The following is a 20,875-nucleotide window of genomic DNA, read 5'->3' as shown; positions in this document are numbered from 1 at the left end:
CCAGACTAACCACCCGCCATATGTCAGCATTATTGCCAGCAGGCTGCCCCAGATCCACTTTCCCCAGCGGGCGTATCCGCGATCAACGGCACTATTAATTTTGTCATAGGTTTTAAAAAATCCCATTATTTATGTCTCTTTAACTCATAATTTATTTAACGCTGTTTGGGCGTTTTTCATTAGGTGACCAGGGATTATCACTCCAGCCCAATAAAACTTTATCGCCGGGCAAAAAGTGGACATGTAGATCGTTCTCGCTCCATTTCCTTTCCGGCAATGGTATGACGACACGCCGTGTTTCCAGACGCATACCTTTAAGATACTGCTCATGGGTTATATCAAGAGTCCAGATGACCTCAGCAGTCTTTCCAGTGATGCTGCCGCAGCATGTGGCTGCTCCTCCATCGCCTGAATATGGATTTCTTTTATATACCGGAGCATTTGGACCAGCCACGCCATTCACGCTGAATCCCAGAATTGGCCTGTCGATTTCGCTGTGAATAATTAAAGTTACGCCGCCTGTCGGCGGCCCCCAGACAGCGGCCCAGACTAACCACCCGCCATATGCCAGCATAGTCGCCAGCAGGCTGCCCCAGATCCATTTTCCCCAGCGGGCGTATCCGCGATCCACGGCGTTGTTAATGCCGTCGTAGGTTTTAAAAAAGCCCATTAGTGTTTCCCTACTCTGTTTTTCTGGTGTTAAAATTAGTCAGTATTTGTGCTAAAGATATTTTTCCCTGACTCACTTGCTGCAGCGATATTTGCATCTCATGCGATTCAAGCACCGCTCTTCCACCATTGAGATAGTAAAGCGCATATAGCTTGCTGTCTGTACCCTGTGGCATACCTGCATCCTTCGCTTTTCTGAGGGCCTTAATTACCATATCACGCTGTAAACAGCGTGGTATGTAGTGACTTGAAGGCATCTTCTGCCACTGGGTTAATACGCTGCTAACTTCAGGCTTATCGGCTATGAGTTGCCAGGACGCTTTATCCAGACGTACCACCCGATCAGCTGAACCTGAAGTAGTAGAAGGAGGAATGTTAATTTGCTTCCATTCATCATTTTCAGGGATCCACCACTGCTGAATATCCCGAAACAACGATTCGTGCCAGTCTTTTTCTGTCAGTAGCGCCAAAACTTTCAGAACCTGCTGTGCATAAAAACGCAACAGCGCGGTTTTATTCTCTGGCCCAACAACCACGCAACCTCTGGCGAGTTGAATCGCTATAGATGAAAGAGGACGGCGGGCAATAACAATACCAATGATCCCGGGAATATTTTCCAGATAACTCAGTAGCTGACTATTATTTTCTACTTCCAGTAGCCAGGGTCCATACTCCTGAAAAGCTTCCAGCTGCGGATGGATATATAAAGAAGACATTGACGATGCATGTTCTGAATGAAATAACCGAAAGTGCTCAATTTCCTGCGCTCCAGCCTCGAACAGTAGATAAATATACTCATCTTTTTTATCAGGTAATGTCTCGAGTAATATCGTGGTATCCATTATTATGCTCCCTGCACAATGGCACTGTTTGATTTTATTGCATTCAGCAAACAAGGGATGCAAATATTATCGGTAATCGCAGGATACAGGACCTGTATATCAAGCGGCAATGTCGCCGCTCCCGCCACCATCGTCCTTTTCACCTTCCGCATATACGTCGCCGTCGTACCATATTCAATCCTCCCGGCCTCCAGCCGCAGATAGCTGCCGCCGCCGATCAGCGTGATGCGCTTTTTCCCGGCAAAGGAGATGTCACCCGTCGAGCTCATCGTCAGCTTCTTCTCCGCGAACAAACGCAGGCTGGCGTTCTGCGCCTGCACGTCTATCGGGCCTTCGCCGGATTTCAGGCTCAGCTGGCCGCTTCGCGCAAACAGTCCCAGCTTTTCACCGGCCAGCGCGGTCATGTTGCCCATCACGCCGGCGCTGATATCGCCCCCGGCGTTGACGGCGAGGTTTTCCGCGGCGGTCATTTGCAGGTGCTCCCCGGAGGTCAGGGCCATGCCTTCCGGCGCCGAGAACAGCAGGACCTCGTTAAGCGGCTTCAGCCGCTGTTCAAACATCCGTATCTGGCTGTCAACGTCCGCCTTCAGCGCCTGTGCCTGCTCTGCCGCCATTTCCAGCTGCTGCAGCTGCTGGTTGAGCCGGTCGATTTCCTTCAGGGCCGCATCCATGTCCAGGGCGTCGCCCTGCGCTTTCGCTTGCGCGTCCGCGCTGACAAACAGCCCCTTTCCGGCGCGCAGGACTCCCCACTCGTCGGTGCGCAGCTCGGCGCCCGCGCCGCGCCGCTGCTCCTGATTGTCCACCAGGTGTCCGCTGTTGAGCTGCGTCTTGCCGTACTCCGTGGCAAGCTTGATGTGCTCTTCGCCGCGACGGTCCTCCATCCGCAGCTTGTTGTTGGCGGGCGTGCGCAGGATATTGCGGGTGTGGTTGTCGCGGGTGACGTGGTCGGGGTGTTCCGCGTCGTGCAGCGCATACGCGATGTACGGCAGGTCAATATCGCCGTTGCCGTACGCTATCGCCACCCCGGTGCCGTCGAGGAGCGGCGTATGCCAGCCCAGCGCGTCACCGGCAACCGGCTTCGCCATCCGCAGCCACAGGTAGCCGTAGCCCCGCTCCGTTTCTTCCCGGTCAAAGTCCAGCTTCACCCGGTAGCGGCCGTGCTCGTCCAGGTGGGCGTAGATAGCGTTTTTCTCCCGGTTCTCAATGCGGGCCGGGAGCGTACCGGCGATTTCCGGCCGCGGGATTTCCGCCGGGCGGAAGCAGTAGCGTTCGGTGTAGGGCATGCCCCAGGCCGACACGTGCAGGCGGGAATCCCGGGCGCCGCGGAAGGTCACCAGGGTGAGGATGACGCCCGCTTTCAGGGCGGTAATGACGTCGCCCTGCGGCTCCAGCACCTGCCCGGGGGCCAGCCCGGAGGCATTGCTGAACAGGTGAATGCGGGCCGATTTGTTCAGCGCCCGCTCGTGGTGAAGCCGGGCGTAGAAGGCGCCCGTTTCGGTCTCCGGCTCCGGGCCGGCGTCGTCGCCCGCCTCGCGATAAGGCGCGGCGTAGCGGTAGTGCTCGCCGGTGGTGACCGCCTCACTGCGCACGCTGGCCGCCGCGTCCATCGGTTCGGCGACCGTCCGGTAGTTGTAATCCCGCGCGGTGACGCTGCCGGTGACGACGTGGTGCCAGGTCCGCACGTCCCAGACCGACTCCGCCGCGCCGTCAAACAGCCCGGATGGTTCGCGGTACGGCAGGCGCACGTCGAACCGGTAGTTAAGCTGGCTGTCGGCAAAGATAAAGGTGTCCAGCTCCCGCAGGTCATCCATCTCCGTGCGCCAGTAAATGCCCACCTCGGACAGAATGCGCTGGATAAACTGCAAATCCGTTTCCCGCCACTGGGTGATGACTTCCCGCGCCGGGTAGGTCCGCTCCAGTCTGAACTCGAAATCAGGCCCCTCGAGCCCGTGTTTGCGCAGCACCTGCTCCACCACCTCCGGGACGGACTGGTTCTGAAATACGGCGCACTGCCGGGTGTATTCCAGCAGCGCCAGGCGGGAAACGAGCGCGAGCCGGTAGTGGGACTGGTCTTTGGATGTGGAGAGCCACTCCAGGCCGGTCACCACGCCGTGGACGTTTTTGCGGCTGCGCATCCGGAAAGAGGCATATTTCATCAGCACCTGTTCCGGGGGAATGTTTGCCTGCGGAGAGGTGAACTCGATATCCCACCTGAACGGCTCGCTCAGGGCCTCCCGGCCGCGAAAGCGCAGCACGTCGGGCTTGACCGGGCTGTCGTTGATCTCCAGAAAATAGCGGGTCTGCCCGTCAAAAAGCGCTAACCAGTTATCCATCATGTCACTCCTTTACCGGCACGAGGCTGAGCCAGCCGTCGCCCAGTTCGATGGTGCGGGGCTTGTCCGGATCGAGCTCGTCACGGGTCAGCACCAGGCGCCAGCGGTTGTCTTTCAAATCCGGGCGATTGAACAGCCCTGCGATCGCCACAAACTGCGCGTTTTCATCCATGGGGACATCGATCGTCACGCTGCCGTCGGGCATCACCAGCAGCTCTTTCGTGGCCAGAATATCTTCCTTCAATACCGTATCGGCATTGCGCAGGAGTGTCTGATAATCCGCGGCATCCACCGCTTTACGGTCCCTGAGCTGCCAGACGCGCACCATTGTCGCCAGCGGCGTCTGTGCGCCGTCAGCGTTAATGGCCGCGCGCGGTGCAAAATCCAGATGCAGCATTTTGATTTTCTTATAGAAGATAGATTTCGTGATGCTGACCGTACCGTCCGTGACGGTCTGCGTCAGGCCGCAGCCTGCGAGCAGACCACAAGCAATAAGCGTCAGCGCCCACAAGCGGGTTACTGTTGCCATCCAAAAGTTCCTTTATTGAGAGTGAAAGTCCGGGATTAGTCGAATCGGTAATCTCCACCGCCAGCGGGCGATAGTGGGGAGCAAGTCAACCCTTCATAGCAGCCGAGACTAACGGTCAGGCTCTCCCGGTTACTGCTGAGCTTCCCGCCTTTCAGGCCCAGTAAACCGGTACGCCCCAGCTGGATACGCCCGAGCTTTCCCAGCCGGGGCTCAGGGAGTAATCGCACCGGCACGGTCAGGCGCAGCCGTGCGTCGCTGCGGTAGCCAAGATAAACGCGGATCAGAACCAGCAGGTCGGTATGCAGGATCCCGCCGGGTAGCCACCCTTCAGCCTCTGCGGGATCTTCCGTCTCCAGCGTCACCAGCACCCGGCTGCATGCTTCGTTGGCCGTTCTGCCAAGCACGGCACGTTGTGAAAGACGAACCCGGTTTCCGGTTCCCAGCCCGCTGCGGTTATCAATGCGAACCTTGACCGGATCGGGCTCGGTGATGGTTGCCCGGGTTTTCGGCGCCAGCAGGCTCACAAGTGCCCGGATCCCCTCGGCGCTGCGGGTAGGTAATCGCATGGTGCCCAGCAGAGCCAGGAAGCGGGATATCGGTGTTGCCACCCGCTCGGCCGTTCCCGGTATACCGAGCCCAATCAGCCCCAGCAGGCACTGTGATATGGCATCGCGGCCACCCGCCTCGAAGGTGGCCGGGTAGGCGTATTTCCGCCAGATCCTGTAATACTGCGTGGTAATGCGGTGGCTAAAAATATCCAGGAAAGAAGTGGCCGCCTCATACCCTTCGCGGCGCTGCGCAATGTCATCGAGGTAGGACGTCGGTAAAGGGGAGTCGACGCCGTACATCCCCAGAAAGGTCGTGCGGACCGCCGGCGGCAGCGCCGGGTGTTCTTCGTCAGTCTCAACGGCTTTCAGCGTACCGACCGGAAACCCCATACCCGGCCAGGGCCTGAAGCGTACCCGGTCGCTCCCCGGATGACTTGTAGTCCCCAGTTTGGGCGAGCTCGGGTCCTCCTGCTCCAGCAGCTGGCAGAAACGATAGAAATTGGCCCGCCAGATCTCTTTATTGAGGGCCAGCGTCAGCCCGGTACGTGCTGGCTGTGATTCTCTTGCCATCTCAGTCGTTTCCCTGTCGGTTGCAGTATCAGCGTGAGCTGGTTAAAGAGGTGAATATCGGCATAAAGCGCGAAAAACCGGTGCAGCATCTCCCCGAAGAGGTTTACATCGCCCTCGCCTGCAAAATTGTCCATATTCAGCGTGACCTCAATGTCCACGCCCCTGAGCATGAAGCCTTTTTCAAAGCGTCGGATCAGCGTGTGTTTTACTGCAACAATCGCCTCAAGCCGGCGGCGGTTCATTTCATCGTCAGTCCAGTCGTACAGCGCCAGCGTGCCGCGTAATACCTCAGGATTGTCCATCATGCTGAGGAAGTTTGAGCCGAGATGGCTCATCACCCGCCAGTGAAAACGGTCATTTGCGGGAGGGTAAAGCGGCATTGTCGGGGCCGTAACGTTCAGAACCTTGACGGGGACTTTGCCGATTTTGACTACCCTGTCCAGCAGAGTGCTTTCCAGCGCCTTGCGCGGCAGCTGACCGTTGGTGCCGGTAATGCGCATGGAGAGAGACTCCGGCTTCGCGGACAACTGATCGAGCTCGAACGAGCGGCCGCCCAGAATCAGCCAGGTGTCATACAGGCCCGACGGACCGCGCTTTACGCGAGTGTGGTAATAGCGCTCGGGGGCATCATGGCGCATCATGCCGCCCCGGTGCCGAAAGCTGGTGAACGGCACGTAAGGATGTTTGCCGCTTTTTACTGCACCATGGATATCGTCGACGCTGTAGATCTCTGTGTGACCATCCTGAAGACGCAACGGCCTGAGCAGATATTCATATTCCAGCGGGTTGAGCGTTAGCGGATCGGCTTCCAGCGTAAAGAGATTGATAACCGGCGCACAGTGCAGCCGGAAGTTATCTGTCTCAAAAGGCAGATCGGCTGACCAGGCCTCGTTGAGAACGATGTCGATTTCAAACCAGGTGCTGGTCCCGATCAGTCCAATCGTGTCAAGACCGCGCAGCTCAACAAACATAAACTTCGGACGGAAACTAAAATACTCCAGCAGCAGCTGGTATCCGCTAAAAGCACTGTCTGATTTCTTCCACAGCCCGTCACTGTCATCAAACCCCAGGGGTTTGCACCAGCCATCAAACTGGTGACGTTCTGTATACGTCCCGGCGTGACGCGCATACATGGCATGAACACGACGGGTCATTGCCAGGTGCAGCGCTGAACTGACAGGACTCTCAGCATTGAGGAATATGGCAACTTTATCGATCCCGGCTTTGCTCCAGTCCACTTTTTCAGGGCACTCGAAGCGCAGGCGAATAGCAGAGCGGCCATCGGTTTCCGTGTGAAGGCGGGCGTCCACCAGGTGCAGCGGTTGTAGCGGAACATCGCGGGTCGTCCGGTACTGACAGGCGGTTTTATGCGGCCCGACAGGACGTGAAAGAACGGAGAAGCCTTCCGTCAGCAATTCGGACTGGCGCAGGCTACGCCAGTCCGGAGAGAACTCAACAATAGCCAGCGACGGGATGGTCCGCATATAGTGCGGCCACAGCAGGCTCACCAGCCCTTCCGTCAGTTCCGGCAGGTCATCATCAAGCTTTTCACGCAGGCGGCCCATTAGAAAGGCAAAGCCTTCGAACAGGCGTTCCACGTAAGGATCGCGAGCGCCGGGTTTATCCAGATTAAGCATTGCCGCCCGATCCGGATGGGCAAGGGCAAACTCTTTACCCGCTTCACGCAGGTAGCGCATTTCTGCGTCGTAATAGCGCAGGGTTAGATCATCCATATTAATTACAAATCCCTATACATTGAACTTTTGTTTAATTAGATTCTTTAGCTATGTATATTTCTGATTTAAAATAATCCCGACAGGAATATGAGTAAACAAAAAGAATAAAACTCTCACCTTCATAATTTACATAAAAAGGATCCAGCGCACCTACAACAGGCAGAATTCGTTTTGTTGTTTTACTGGTAATGTCGGTTTTCCAGATGCAACATAAAGCACCGTCATTAGTAAAATAAAATATATCACTATCGTCATCCCAGACATATTGCCGCGTGTGTGTAAAATCATCAATGTCGTTCACATTATCATTTTTATCTGTAAAAACATTCAATCCCAGATCCGGGCGGTTCGCTGGGAATACGTAGATGCCTTCATCCTGGTTTTTATCATTGCTATCATGTGAAACAAGCCGCCATTTGCTATCAGGCGATATCGATAAAGCATCGCACGCTGAATCACCGCAATAACCAATCCAGGGCGGTGCTTTTTTTGTCATTGCATCAGCTTGCTCAGAGGATATGTCTGATATTCCTTTTCCGTTATCTGGAGAAATAAATATATAATGGTAGTCTTTATGTGAGTCACTTCCAATAGAAAAGTAGGCCAGCGCATTTCCTTGTCTATCTCTGGTGCGGGATATTACATCTATGTCACCATCGTATTGTTGAATGATGCGTGGACTTGTATCATCCTTAAGTTCTACGATAAGTGTGGTATTTTTATCCTGATACCGCCCACTAACAGCAATATAAATATACAAATCATTGTTAATTTCTTGATATGTGAGTATGCCTGATACTCTCTTACCCTCCAGGTTAATCCCACCTTCAAAGCTTTCAGAGGAAAACATCTCTTTTACACGCCATGGCGAGTCGGTCATTGTAAATCCGGATTTAGTCGTTATTGGAGCATCTAATACTTCATCCAGGTCATCACCGTCCCGATTGAAGATAGCATTAGCACTTTGAAAATTGTTGCTCTCTGCCAGATTTTGATTACGTATTAAATAGCTGTTGGTAATGCAGGTTATGTCATCCCGACAGCTGTCTCTTTCTTTTAGCCACTGAATCTGACGCGCGGTCAGACTCCCATGGCTTAAAGAACTGTCATAGGCCTTTTGAAAAAACCTATTAAGGGCATTGTCAAGACCTGACAAATACGTATTGCCACATACCGTTTTTTCTGTAAGTGATAACCCCGGGAGAGAGCAATCAAATCCCGCAGATATTGAAACCTTGCTACCAGCGAGAAGACACAAAGCCAGTGCAATAAAGCGATAACGCATAGTATCCCTTGTTTTTTTCAATTTAATAATTCAGGCAAAGCACCGTGGTACGGAATGGATAGGCGGCAATAACCCCGTAATTGAGGAGTCGGTCAGTTATGCCAGCGAAAGAGTGTCAAATGCCGGAAAATGAGGCACTAACCTCTTCTTTATTGGCACAGCAGGCGTTTAACAGATTACCCGATAAACTCCCTTTTTCATTTGCTGGTCTCATCCATGAATCTCACGACAGCGTGCTGACGATCGTCTTTATGAGATGTATTCTTTGTGGCTACTGAAGCTCTTCTGTCCCTGCGGCGACGCTGAAAATAGCATCAGGCAACGTGAATCCCTGAAGCTTCAGCAACGCAAGAGGGCCATCGCCGAGCTCGCTGCGCATCACAAACTTCAGAGGATTGCCATCGGCAGTGATCCACACCAGCTGCGTACGGCTGGCGTCAAGCGGCGTAATTAAGGCTTTATCGAGCAGGCGAATAAAGCCCCAGTTCCCCTGGTTGCTGGCATAGAGTTGCATGCCGCTGCTGACGCTACGCCAGCTTAAATTAACGCCCGGATAATAGGTGTTACCCGGCCAGGTGAAGCTCTGCCAGCTCTCCATCTGGTTGAAGTAATCCAGCTTCTGCTCATCGAGCGAGAGCTGCATGCGGGCCACGTCTCGTGAGGGCCGTGCCATCAGTTCGAAGCGCACGCTGGCATCCCCCTGAGCGAACGCGATATCCGACAGCTCCGCCAGCTGGTTAATCGCCCGGAGGAAATCCGGACTGATAATCATCCCCTGGCTCGCAGAAGGATCAACCACCCAGCGGTTTCCTTCCTGATGAAGAAACCCGCCAAGATTGCTTTTCAGGAAGGTAGCTATCCGACCCGAGTCGCCACGCAGGAACTGAGCCAGTAACGGCAGGGAGGCGTCGCTGCCGGTGGCTTTAAACGGGTACCGTCCCGCAAAGGCCTTGTTCCACTGTTCGACAATGGTTGCCTGCCAGCGGGCATTGAGGCTACCCGCAGCCGGGGCAAGCACCTGCCGCCAGGCCAGATCGAGCGGCTGCACAAACAGCGACTGGCCAAACCCGATCCACTCCTGCCCCAGGCTTGCCGCAACCAGGCTGCCGTAATCGCGCGTCTCGGTCAGATCGATGGCCTTGCCCTGGAATACGGTCTGGGCCAGCATCTGAGACATGGCCTGCGGATCCGGGGCGCTGGTGACCTGCTGAAGCTTCAGCCGCACCTGGGTGACGCGGGCCAGCCAGGACTGGAAACTGAGGTTACCATTTCTGACGGTACCCTCTTTACCTTCCATCAGACCCATAAGTGGCCCAAACACCGCATCGAGCGGACCTTCAGGCCCTCGGGCCTGCGCAATAAACTGTCTGGCATTTTTTTTCTGACCGATCAGCTTTTTCGCTGAATCCACTATCGAGTCGGCAAGCAGTTCCCCCTTCTGACCCGTTTTCCCCTGCCAGGCCAGGGTGTTCATCAGCGCTACCAGCGGAGACTGGCGGACGTCACCGATCAGACTGAGCTGGGCAATCGCCTCAGACAGGGACGTGGCCTGCTGCCACTGAATGCTGTTGACCATGTTCAGCCAGGCATTGCCAAAATCGGTAAAGTAGCGTTCAGTCAGGCGGGCCTTCAGCGCCTCCGGGGAGATATCGTCCCCGGCCCGGTGGGTTTTATCCGTCAGTACCCAGTCGATTTCATCCCGGCGGGTCTTGACCACCTGATCAATCGCATCCTGAACCTGTTCATCCCAGGCCTGGCGGGTAAACATTCCCGGGACGACCTCGTCAGTGCCGAATACCGTTGCGGCGTCGGTGTCGCCGGTCATATCGGCGAGCGTTAAATCAGGCCAGTTGCTGGCCACGCGCTTAAGCATATCCTGATACAACCCGGACTCGGCGTTTCGCTGGCCAATCTGCCTGAGCAGGATCTGACGAACCGTGCTGATTAATTCAGCGTCAGGCTTAACTTCCCATTCCGGATGAGCCGGAAGGTTTTGCGCATAAAAGCCCAGCAGTTTGGGCGCCATGTCCTGCCATGTGCCATCAGGCACATTCTGGCGTTTCGGCATGGCTTTCAGCGCATTTTTTGCCAGCCAGTCCGCATCCGCTTTGTCCGGGCGGGCCAGCATCAGATAGATTTTGAGCGCGTCGTAGGCATGCTGCGTGCCCCGGGTACGGGCATCGCTGGCGGGTGGAAGTTGCACAAAGGCTTTCAGCTGCTGCCTGAGGCTATCCGCTGTGACATCCCTCATCAGGCGTGCGTTATTTTTCGCATACAGCGGCCAGAGTGCGGCCAGGGTGTCGCTGTCCTGATTAAGACCGAACCGGGTGTACCATGGCGCCCCGGTAGCCTCACGGTGTTGCAGGCGGGCAATGGCCTGCTGAAGTGCGAGCTGGTTGTGCAGGCGCTCCGCCAGGGGTTTTGCCGCATCCGCTGCCAGCCTCGCCGTTTCCCGCGCCTGATAAATCTGGGTACGGTTAACGCCCAGTGACAGCACCGTACCGGCCCCCCACAGGACAATCAGGGAAAGCAGAGTTAACCTCAGCGCCTTCAGCCAGTCGAAGCCCAGCCTCCTGCCGCTGACGCCGTCGCAGTCATCAATGACGGCTTTCCAGGACAGCGTGTCGAGGCGCGTGTTTGGCACCGTTCCGGCAGCGGCCAGTTCAGGGCTGAACATGACACCGCGCAAGCGCCAGGCCGCAGAACCCTGCATCAGCCCGCTGAGTAAAACGGTCAGGCTGGCTTTGAGTTTGCCCCGCAGTCGCGAGGCCAGCAGCAGCAGACCGTCATGCGCGGGATTATTCAGTATTTGAGCCATGCCCGCTTTTTGCAGGTGCAACGCCAGCGTGGAAAACGCTTCCCCCGCGCCTTTCAGGGTACCTTCCGGCCCGAATATGACGCCTGTGGCAGCCGTTTCCGCGTCCTGCCGAGCGCCGGTAGCGCTGTCAGTCAGCCACAGCCAGACGGGGGCCTGCCAGCCCAGCTGATGGTCGGTTTTCTGGCGACAGCGCAAGAAGGCGTCCCGTTCGCTGTCCGTCGGCAGGGCTGAGGCACTCATCACCTGAATGATGCCATCCACCGGTTGCCCGGATCGCAGGCTTTTCAGTCCTGAAAGGAAGACCTCATCTGGGAGTGACTGCCCGTCACCGCCGTAAATCAGCACGTTGCCGTCGCCCTCCTGCCAGAGATCGCGGCACAGGCCCGGGGCGGCTTTCTGGACGTCGTCCGGATTGCCCATCACCAGCAGGAGTAGCACTTTACGCCGCCAGCGGCGCCCATAGCGAAACCGCAGGTGTTCAGACATCGCCTCTTTGCTGAAGACGGGCTCTTCGTCGTCGTCTTCGCTGGCAATGGCATTGTTCAGCGGCGCGGCAATCTGGGACTTTTTCTGCCCCCAGTGGACGTACACCCCCGATTTACCGGCGAAGTCGAAAGCCTTCTCCGTCAGCCAGCCGAGTAAAAGCAGCGCGGCAACCAGCATGGCGCAGAATGTGAGTATCCGCTGGCCGTCATACGGGCCGAAGCCGGTGGCCGAGGCAACGTTTTGCGGAAAGGCATAATACATAAATGCCACGATGACGGTCAGAAAAAACGCGACCGTCACCACGGAGCCGATGAGTGTTTTGACTTTTACCTTAGACATTACTGGGGGATCCCTTACGAACTTCTTCTTTGGAGATGACCGCGACCCATACGTCGTCTTTGTCGGCGGCGGGTTGGGCGGCGATAACCTGCAAGCCATTCTCTTTGCAGACAGCCGAGGCAAGAATTATGGCAAGCCAGGGCGCGGCACTGCGAGCATACCCCAGAGCAGGATCGATACTGCGATTGTCTTCTGACAAGCTGAACGTCACTCCGTTATCTTCGCAGGCTTTATTCCACGCGCTTCCCCTGGATGTAACTGGCCCGGTATGCCAGGCAGCATTTAGTGCTTCAGAACTTTTGCCAGCCCACAATATTGCCCGTTGCAGTGTTTTTACCAGCGTGTGTTCAAGACCCTTCTCCGGACGATGAAGGCATACTGCATCTGGATAGCCAGCAGCCTTACGATTGCTGAGCACCACGAGAGTAATTGCATCAGCGTCATCTTCATCGGGCTGCGCTGGCAATGAAAACGTCACTGCGACAAGAATGCCCGGGTAGTCCCATCGGTTATCCAGCCATGCATCAAACGCCGTAAGACCTTTGCCCGCAAGTAGCCTGAAAACCCGTCCTGTTTTTGCAACGAGTTCATTTTTGAGATGTTTCTTCACCTGCTCCAGAATATCTTCGTCGCAGTCCAGCATCAGACAGCAGGGAATATCCTTCGGCAAGGTGTCAGTAATTTTTTGTACATGGGCAACGAGTGTGGAGGCAGTAAAAATAATTTCGCTCTCTAAGTCCGTCTGAAAGGCCGTCAGAGCTGCATATCTGACAGAAGTGATACCTCCACGCGGCGTGAATATCCCGGTTGTTGGTATGGCATGCATAACCGCATTAGCAAGCATCCCAGGTTTATTTCCGGAAATATGTTGAATGTAAGTACCGAGTATCCACGCGCAGCGTTGACCACGGTGCATTTCACGTTCAATTAACCTATCCCGTTCCATATTCCTGGACTCAGCCCCAACCTGCTCGGCTTTATATGCGAATCGCCGAAGGGAGAAAATAATCCCCCACATACAGAAGGGCAATCCCAGCGCAGTAAACCAGAAAATAAAACCTGCGCGCTCCATCGTCCAGTTCCAGAGGGTTAACGCAATTCCCCCTAACATGACAAATATCAGGAACAGCAGCCAACGACGGGTATCGGGTCGCTGTACCTTCGTCGCCTTATCCGGTATAGCATCCAGTAAGACGGGCATACTCAGGCCACCTTCGCTTGTACAAAAGAACTGATTAAAGTGCAGCCGCAGCCGCACTTGTGGCCGTGAAAGGCTACAGGGATCCCGTTATCAAGATAATCCGGGTTACCTTCTATGATCGTTGTAGGACCATGACCTAGTATTGGGCACGATACCTTATCACCTTTACGTGCCACGCCGACTCCGCCAAAAATCATCGTGTCAGAACAGGTTATGACTGAACCACCATGAGTGGTTTTATCGCCTTTTCGGATAATCTGGAGCATTCTGTAAGGCCTCATTGTTAGGTTGTAGGTAATTCTTTCGAAATTACTGAGTGAAGCCGATCTCGAGCAAACGCGAAACTGTGAAATCACTTTTTGGGTGCGCGCAAGGCAGATATTTTTTCGGACATCTACCTCATTATCAAATCACTTAGCTACAGTATCGGACTTAATCCAGGTGATTAGAGGCATGTTTTTGGGATTTACATATCCTACATTCACCCATTTTTTATCATGTGAGTACTGTATTAATTTTACCTTATCACCTGGTATAAGATAACTTCTAGTTTGGCTACTATTATTCGGCGCTGAGAACAAACTTGCTTTTTCATTAATTGACAACTCCTCTTTACGGCCATTTAAGAATGATAATATTGTATCCAAAGCAATTTTTTTTGTTTTTACATTCTCTTTCGCTAATTGTTGATACTTATTTATATTTTCTATAGAGGGGGCGTCACAGCGAAGCAAATTACTTACACCTTTGGCATCAAGTGAGGAAAGCTTATCTTTCATTTTAATGATTGAAGGATGCATAGAATTGAAATCAAAAACATCAGCATCAGCTTCTTCAGAACTGGCAAGAATATCTTTCCCTCTAATCCAACTATACCCACATGCTTCGCCATCCCAATCACTTACAATACAACCATTGCTCATGTCAACGACGCTACAATAAGCTCTATCTGCATACTTCGAAGTTCCATCTCCGAGCTCGACCGTTCCAGCAGAGACACTATTAACAATTAGATATTTTCCGGAAGGGGAGACTTTTGAAGAACCGTCCTCTATGTAAAAACGATCATTCTGACTGAGATCGGCAGAGTAACTTTTATTAGAAAAAAGGATTTTACCCCATGCATTATCTTCATAATGTCCACCTTTCATTTTCTGTGTAAAAGTTAAACTTCCCCCAGTTGGCGAACTGACAACGACATCTGCAGAGCTTTTTGTAATAAAACTGGTGGATAACATAATAAATAATGACATGCGATAAATCATAATTTAGTCCTTAATGAAATACCACGAAATATAGACTTTCATGAATAAGAGGATGCACTTGTACAGCTCATCTATTGACACAGGTTGAAACTTACCAAATAGCATCTCTATCTGTTATAGGTTTTTATATTACTCCCTCTATGAAAATTCTCTTTTAGCCATTGCCTTGTTTCATTACTCCTTATTCTAACCATCAATATCACCTTCCCTACGAAGTTATTTGTCAAGAAAAACCCCACGAGATAATTATAATAATTAACTTATTGATTCTTATGTGTTATTAAAAACATTAATAATACAGAAACGTACTCAATAACTGATAAAATTATTTCCCAAACCCTCATGCAAATAATATTCAATTATCTTTAGATATTTAAGATTAAAAGGCATGCCATTACCTGAGTAGCCTTCATAACCCTCAAGATTCTTATCATTTGCGAAGTACTCATCTTTCCGAGAGATGCCTGCTCCGGAGTAGTAATTCACTTTAATCTCAAGCGAATTAAGAGTTCTAAACTTATAGCAAGATTACTTACAGCTTACTAAATGATTTTTGTATATACTAAATAATTTTTGTATATAAGATAAATGGATACGTTTTATCCCCTGCCGCATTTTTCCATATCCCTTTAAATTGTCCCTTTTCCAACAAACCATCAAATGTCTCTACTCCTTCAGGTACAGAGGCTTTTAGCGTTAATCTCAAACCATTTCGATAACCGGTAAGGTTTATTTTTCTCTGATTTTTTTCATAATAGTAGAAACCAGAAACACTACTGCTGGAATTTCCGAGATGCATAGCTATTCTATACTTTCCATTCAACCGCCCTATAAAGTCAACTGAATTAACATCTATGTTGCAGCTATCAATACATCCAATATCTTTTAAATTTATAGCATCAACATCCTTACTATCAAGTGCAATTACATGGAGTTGTTTTTTTTCAGCACCGTTATCTATCTGTGATATGTAAAACAAGACATCACTTCCAATATACTTATTCGGAATGTATGCTGCCTTTGATTTATTACCACATAACTCCGAAGCAACCTGTAATAATTGACCATCTTTTTTTCAAAAATTTTTCCTGCCGATGTATCACATTCCTTGCCAGACCATTGTTTTATATTGTGACTAAAATCAATGGAACTCTCGATGTAATAATACCTCAAAGATTAAATAGATTTATTATGGTATTTAAATGTAATGAACTCCATCGCCTTAGCGCTATCAAAATAATATTTTAAGAAAGCATACCTGTCTCCGTATTTTTGCAGAGTGATATTTTCCATTATATTATTAACATCATAATAAGGAATTACTCCCTGTCCATTTTCAGTATCTGCCAACTCAACTTTATAAGAGTCCTTATCAACATCCCGACTTATTTTCAAAAAAACATTACAATAAACACTCCCCCTTGAAGAACAGTCTACAAGTTTATGTCATCATTTGCAGACACATTATAAGAACATATAAATAAAATAAAAAAACACATGAAATTAAAGCATTTCATTTATTATTTCCTCGAATAACTCAGCATAATCCTTGAACCCATCAGCTTTATCAGGGATAGCATCTCGATAACCATTGATGATTAATGTATCCAGATGGGTCTTCCACACTGATCATTTTTGCAGTAATACCATTCACTGACATGCTTTGCCATAACCCGAAACAAATAGTCACGGTAGGAATATTATATTAAGGAAAACCATAATTGATAGTTAGAAAAACTTTCCGTGATCTTCTCTGGATCCATTTATCTTCATGATGATTATTAAAATATTTAATTTGCTTTATTGATTTTTTAAAGCTAGCTTTTTGTATATAATATATTTTTTAAATTTCACCTCCAAATACAATCAGAATAGCCATCATTGTATGCGTCCAAATTCTCATTCAAACTTACAGTCTTCCCCGATTTATTTTTATAAACAAAACCATAAAACCTTGCACCTTGTGATCTTACTAAATATTGGCCATTAAAGTGTCCATTAATAATTTCTAGCCACGTAGTAATAATTTCTGCTGGTCTTCCCCCTTCAGTATTCTCTTCACTTCTTGTTGAAAAAAGTAACGGAATCGATTGTTTAGAATTTTTATACTGTACGTAACCCAAAGGGACATCATTATCATAAAAACTAACGAACTTAAGGTTTATTTTTTTTGAATCAGATGAAAAGCACCCCACATGTTTATCTAAAGAAGCCAAAGTATTGAATGACATAAGTGCACTTAATAAAAAAACAATCTTTTTCACTAGAGCCTCTCCAGAGCATCTATTCTTTCATTAATGTATGTTAACAAATTACCGCATTTAATGCCATAAATTTTCTTGTTCCTTCTATTCTCAGGAAATGGTGATGTTTCTATTAATTCTTTAGCTCTTCTATAGCCTTTCAATGCTTCCTCTTTATTTTTAATCACACCACTTCTCGAACTGTTAGGGTCATGCCATAAACCCCAACCAAATGAATAAATCTTACTTCCAGAAATAGTACCGTTTTCAAATGGAAAGCTTTCATTAGTCATAAATTTATTGAGATGCTGCGCTTTTAATGTCTTAACTGCTCTATTAAAAAACTCAAGCCGATCGTTGTATCCATTAAACCCACCATTAATAACCGCTGTAATTTTATTAAAGTCATCATTATCTGCAGTAACACCCAATGACTTATATATTTTGAAAAACCAAAATGCAGATAAAACACTATGTGGCGGACTTGTAAGTTTATCTCTATTTACGTCAGATGAACTAACATCCTCATTCATATAATTCCCATATGCTATATAGTTTGTTTCTAGCGTTACCTGAATTAGTCCCCGACCATACCAAGGTTGATACGATGCTCTACTGCCCCCAATCTCGCTTGTGTATTGAAAACAACCGCTCTCGTGCAGAACTTGGGCAAGAAAATGTGATTTACCACGACAAGTTGTTATTCCGAACTGGTTAAAACCTTGATTTAATGAATCAAGATTACTTCTAAGCACTTCATCATTGCCACTTGGGGCTATAGCTTTGATTTCGTCAAATGTGATATCCCTATTACAGGCACATTCAGGCTTAGGATTAATAGCCTCTATAAACACAATTGGATGCATATGCCAGGGATCCGGCCCCAGTACCACCCCTTTCTCTGACACTGCCTTCATCCACGTCATCTTATCGAGGAATGTTTCCAGATACGTTTTCCACAGCGGTGCGTCCGTGATTAACGTATCCAGATAGGTCTTCCACAACCGATCATCTTTGCCGTAATACCATTCACTGGCATGCTTTGCCATCACCCGATACAGACGGTCACTGTAGGAAACATTGTGAATCGCCTGAAGGTACTCCAGCTCCGAGTAATTCCCATCCTGATTACTGTCAATCAACTCCAACAGACGCTTGTAGTTGTACTTATTGAGAGCATGAGTGGCGCGGGTTTCCTCCTGTGCCGCTTTATAGAGTTGCTCCAGAATCCCCTTCACCACGTTATTCGGTTGGTTTATACCATTAATAAGGTCAAAACTTTCAGGTGCCTTATTCAGCGCAACAAAGCCGAGCTCACTAAGCGCATACTGCGACACTTTCTTAACATTGGCTGCGGCCAGCCAGCCACCTTCAGGTCGTATCTGATAATATGCCGCACTTTTGTTATTGGTCAGAACATTACCCTCAGCATCAACGCCAGGTACTTTTGACAGTGTCAGAATACCCTGGGATCTTGTTTTACGACTGCCTACAACCATCCCCTGCTCACTCTGCCCATATAACGGCGCATCGGTTTTCCAGGTCAGATAAGTCGGAGAATCTTGCCCTACATTTCCGGGATTTGTGATGAACTTTTCCATATCATCCATACTCAGGCACTCGATATGAACCTGATAGCGCGAGCGTTTACCGTTTTCTTCCGGGAGCTGATAAAAACCCATATGCCCGAGGCCGTCTCCGGCATTGACAGGTATAGCTACCGACGGTACACACACAGTATCAAATATGGGTTCACCTGCAGATGCCGCCGGCGCAACCGGCGTCAGACTGTCGCCGTCTGATACCACCCAGACCCGATCACCCTTCTTCATCTTGTCCGTAACCCGTCCCAGGGTAACCAGACTGAATGTTCTTGCTACATCGCCAGAATTCCTGCCCGGGCGGGTGACCTGCTCCGCGGCATTGTCAGGCTCATAAGAGAGGGGGAAGTTCGCCGCCAGTTTGCCTGCTTTTTTATATTGCAGGACATCCTCACTGCTCAGGTAGTATGCCCAGTCTGTACGCGAAGTACAGTTCACTACACCTTCTGGCTGAACGGTATAGGCAGGAATGCATTTTGCCCACCACGACGGAACAGAGACATATTCCGTTGCTTTCAAATTCCCCTAGTCTGACACAGTCCAGACTTTAGTTCCCGCAGCAAGCATATTTCCCGCTACATTCCGGGTATCTCGGGCTATCGTGACTTCTGTAAACTGTCGCCGTTTTTTGCTGCGAGACACGATATGGCAACTTAACGTAACAGGTGTGTCTTTTTCCAGTTTTCCAGCCACCTTTTCTGCCTGCACATCATCCGCACTTGAGTAATAACGGAGGACTCCCCCTGTTTTTCTATCGAGCGAATTCCCCCGCTGTTTATAAGCTTCGTACGGTGCCAAATTCATATACAGTGTGAAAAACGTTAGTCCACTTTCTACAGCATCTCCCAGCTGAATATAGTGTTTAACCAGGACAAAGGAGTTTGAAAGGAGAAGCTTTTCACCTCGCCAGTCAATCCCGTTCTTACTCAGCCTCAGATAAGACCCGTCACCGTTCAGCGTCAGCGTTTCCGGCGTACTGATAATAATTTCGTCTTCACTGCTGGTTACCGTCAGCTGCTTTTCAGAAAACAGCGCCATCGTGTTGTGCTGAGCCTGAATCTCGATGTCTCCCTGGTTGGCAACCAGCCTCGCGCCTTCTTTATGTACAAACATCCCCAGCGCTTTTTCGACGGTAATGGACAGGTTTCCCATGGCCCCGACATCAAGATGCTGGCCTGCATTGAGCATCGTGTTGCGGGTGCTGCTGAGCTGAAGGTGTTCACCTGAGGTCAGCGCAATGCCCCGTGGCGCACTCCCCAGCAGCACGGCAGACTGGAGCTCTCTGATCCTGTCAGTGACAAGATTTATCTGAGTACTGATGTCACAGGCCAGAGCACCGGCCGCTTCTGCGGCGCCGTTCAGCGCCTGCATCTGGCTGTTGGCCTGCTTAATCTGGTTGAGCGCTGGCGCCATCTCCAGCACCGGGCCCTGAGCCTTCGCCTGGGCATCCGCCGTCAGGAACAGGCCTTTGGCGGCACGCACCGCGCCGTACTCGTCGGTGCGCAGTTCAAAACCCGCCCCGCGCTTTTCACGCCGGGCGTCGACCAGGTGGCCCATGTTCAGCTGGGTTTTGCCATATTCCGTCGCCAGCTTGATATGCTCTTCCCGGCGCTTATCCTCCATCCGCAGCTTGTTATTCGACGGAGTGCGCCACACGTTGCGGGTATGGTTGTCGCTGGTAACATGGTCCGGATGTTCTGAATCGTGCAGGGCATGGGCGATATAAGGCCTGTCCGGATCCCCGCCGTCGAAAACCACGGCCACTTCCGTTCCGTCGAGCAGCGGAGAGTGAAATCCATACGTATCTCCGGCATAGGGTTTCGCCAGCCGCAGCCACAGATAGGCATAGCTCTGTTCAGGGCTGCTGCGGTCCAAGTCCAGCTTGACCCGGTAGCGCCCCTCCGGGTCGAGCCAGGAATAGGTATCGCCTTTTTGCGTGCTTTCCACCCGGGCCGGAAGCGAGCCGGATATGACCGGGCGATTAAGCAGGGCCGGGCGAAAACAGACGGTTTCGCTGTAGGGGATCCCCTCAAAGGTCAGCGTAAAGCTGCTTTTGCGTGAGCCGCTGGTGTACACGGCGGTGATGACGATGCCATCTTTAACGGCATCGGGTAACGTGCCGTCCGTTTCCAGCACCTGACCCGGAACCAGATGAGGGCTGGAGGCTTGCCCGCTGATGCGATGCTGCGCGTTCAGAATGCGCTCGTGACGCAGGCGGGCGAACCAGGCCCCGGTCTCCGGGCTTTCGGTATCACCTTCCGTCAGGAAGGGTTCTGCATAATAGTACGTTTCTCCGGTAGTGATCCCTTCCTTGCTGAAAATGCTTTCGGAACTGTCCTGAGGTTTTAGCGCCTCGTGATAGTTGTAGTCGCGGGTGGCCACGCTCCCGCTGACGACGCTGCAGGCAGTC

15 protein-coding genes are annotated in these 20,875 nt (G+C 50.9%); all 15 read right to left on the bottom strand.

Annotated features, from left to right (window positions below; genetic code table 11):
- Positions 1-151 precede the first annotated feature (151 nt).
- A complete protein-coding gene (locus QZ766_RS04035) occupies positions 152-670 on the bottom strand; it encodes a DUF3304 domain-containing protein (protein ID WP_297197593.1) in 519 nt (172 codons plus the stop codon).
- Between the two features lie 10 nt (positions 671-680).
- Positions 681-1,511: a DUF4123 domain-containing protein gene (locus QZ766_RS04030; RefSeq protein ID WP_297197590.1), complete on the bottom strand. Its 831-nt coding sequence runs from the start codon at positions 1,509-1,511 to the stop codon at positions 681-683.
- A gap of 2 nt (positions 1,512-1,513) precedes the next feature.
- Positions 1,514-3,844 carry a type VI secretion system Vgr family protein gene (gene vgrG, locus QZ766_RS04025; RefSeq protein ID WP_297197587.1) on the bottom strand — a complete coding sequence of 777 codons (2,331 nt, stop codon included), beginning with the start codon at positions 3,842-3,844 and terminating at the stop codon, positions 1,514-1,516.
- A 4-nt stretch (positions 3,845-3,848) separates the two neighbouring features.
- The gene (gene tssJ / locus QZ766_RS04020) at positions 3,849-4,373 is read right to left on the bottom strand and encodes a type VI secretion system lipoprotein TssJ (RefSeq protein ID WP_297197585.1); all 525 of its coding nucleotides are present in this window, start codon (positions 4,371-4,373) and stop codon (positions 3,849-3,851) included.
- 35 nt (positions 4,374-4,408) lie between these two features.
- Entirely contained in the window at positions 4,409-5,491 is a 1,083-nt protein-coding gene (gene tssG, locus QZ766_RS04015) for a type VI secretion system baseplate subunit TssG (protein ID WP_297197581.1), read from the bottom strand.
- Positions 5,455-7,224 (bottom strand): type VI secretion system baseplate subunit TssF, encoded by a 1,770-nt coding sequence (tssF, locus tag QZ766_RS04010; RefSeq protein ID WP_297197579.1) that lies wholly within the window; start codon positions 7,222-7,224, stop codon positions 5,455-5,457. Before tssF ends, tssG begins: the two co-directional genes overlap by 37 nt.
- A gap of 34 nt (positions 7,225-7,258) precedes the next feature.
- Positions 7,259-8,512: a hypothetical protein gene (locus tag QZ766_RS04005; protein ID WP_297197576.1), complete on the bottom strand. Its 1,254-nt coding sequence runs from the start codon at positions 8,510-8,512 to the stop codon at positions 7,259-7,261.
- A 271-nt stretch (positions 8,513-8,783) separates the two neighbouring features.
- Entirely contained in the window at positions 8,784-12,155 is a 3,372-nt protein-coding gene (locus QZ766_RS04000) for an ImcF-related family protein (protein ID WP_297197574.1), read from the bottom strand.
- A complete protein-coding gene (locus tag QZ766_RS03995; protein WP_297197571.1) occupies positions 12,148-13,356 on the bottom strand; it encodes a hypothetical protein in 1,209 nt (402 codons plus the stop codon). The genes QZ766_RS04000 and QZ766_RS03995 overlap by 8 nt, the downstream gene beginning before the upstream one ends.
- A 2-nt stretch (positions 13,357-13,358) precedes the next feature.
- Positions 13,359-13,622 (bottom strand): PAAR domain-containing protein, encoded by a 264-nt coding sequence (locus QZ766_RS03990; protein ID WP_297197568.1) that lies wholly within the window; start codon positions 13,620-13,622, stop codon positions 13,359-13,361.
- 144 nt (positions 13,623-13,766) lie between these two features.
- Entirely contained in the window at positions 13,767-14,621 is an 855-nt protein-coding gene (locus tag QZ766_RS03985) for a hypothetical protein (protein ID WP_297197564.1), read from the bottom strand.
- Between the two features lie 562 nt (positions 14,622-15,183).
- Entirely contained in the window at positions 15,184-15,600 is a 417-nt protein-coding gene (locus tag QZ766_RS03980; RefSeq protein ID WP_297197561.1) for a hypothetical protein, read from the bottom strand.
- Positions 15,601-16,471: 871 nt separating this feature from the next.
- Positions 16,472-16,885 (bottom strand): hypothetical protein, encoded by a 414-nt coding sequence (locus tag QZ766_RS03975; protein WP_297197558.1) that lies wholly within the window; start codon positions 16,883-16,885, stop codon positions 16,472-16,474.
- Positions 16,885-18,984 (bottom strand): chitinase, encoded by a 2,100-nt coding sequence (locus QZ766_RS03970; RefSeq protein ID WP_297197555.1) that lies wholly within the window; start codon positions 18,982-18,984, stop codon positions 16,885-16,887. The genes QZ766_RS03975 and QZ766_RS03970 overlap by 1 nt, the downstream gene beginning before the upstream one ends.
- Before the next feature lie 6 nt (positions 18,985-18,990).
- A partial coding sequence (gene vgrG, locus QZ766_RS03965) for a type VI secretion system Vgr family protein (protein WP_297197552.1) occupies positions 18,991-20,875 on the bottom strand: 1,885 nt, incomplete at its 5' end.

Origin of the sequence: uncultured Pluralibacter sp. (assembly GCF_913775985.1) — a bacterium.
In the GTDB taxonomy this organism is placed as follows: Bacteria; Pseudomonadota; Gammaproteobacteria; order Enterobacterales; family Enterobacteriaceae; genus Pluralibacter.
The sequence above is the reverse complement of the archived record's forward strand: the minus strand, read 5'-3'. Positions and strand labels throughout refer to the sequence as shown.

Coding starts and splice junctions, on each gene's coding strand:
- QZ766_RS04035 (WP_297197593.1), bottom strand. CDS start 670: ATGGGCTTTTTTAAAACCTACGACGGCATTAACAACGCCGTGGATCGC.
- QZ766_RS04030 (WP_297197590.1), bottom strand. CDS start 1,511: ATGGATACCACGATATTACTCGAGACATTACCTGATAAAAAAGATGAG.
- vgrG (WP_297197587.1), bottom strand. CDS start 3,844: ATGGATAACTGGTTAGCGCTTTTTGACGGGCAGACCCGCTATTTTCTG.
- tssJ (WP_297197585.1), bottom strand. CDS start 4,373: ATGGCAACAGTAACCCGCTTGTGGGCGCTGACGCTTATTGCTTGTGGT.
- tssG (WP_297197581.1), bottom strand. CDS start 5,491: ATGGCAAGAGAATCACAGCCAGCACGTACCGGGCTGACGCTGGCCCTC.
- tssF (WP_297197579.1), bottom strand. CDS start 7,224: ATGGATGATCTAACCCTGCGCTATTACGACGCAGAAATGCGCTACCTG.
- QZ766_RS04005 (WP_297197576.1), bottom strand. CDS start 8,512: ATGCGTTATCGCTTTATTGCACTGGCTTTGTGTCTTCTCGCTGGTAGC.
- QZ766_RS04000 (WP_297197574.1), bottom strand. CDS start 12,155: ATGTCTAAGGTAAAAGTCAAAACACTCATCGGCTCCGTGGTGACGGTC.
- QZ766_RS03995 (WP_297197571.1), bottom strand. CDS start 13,356: ATGCCCGTCTTACTGGATGCTATACCGGATAAGGCGACGAAGGTACAG.
- QZ766_RS03990 (WP_297197568.1), bottom strand. CDS start 13,622: ATGCTCCAGATTATCCGAAAAGGCGATAAAACCACTCATGGTGGTTCA.
- QZ766_RS03985 (WP_297197564.1), bottom strand. CDS start 14,621: ATGATTTATCGCATGTCATTATTTATTATGTTATCCACCAGTTTTATT.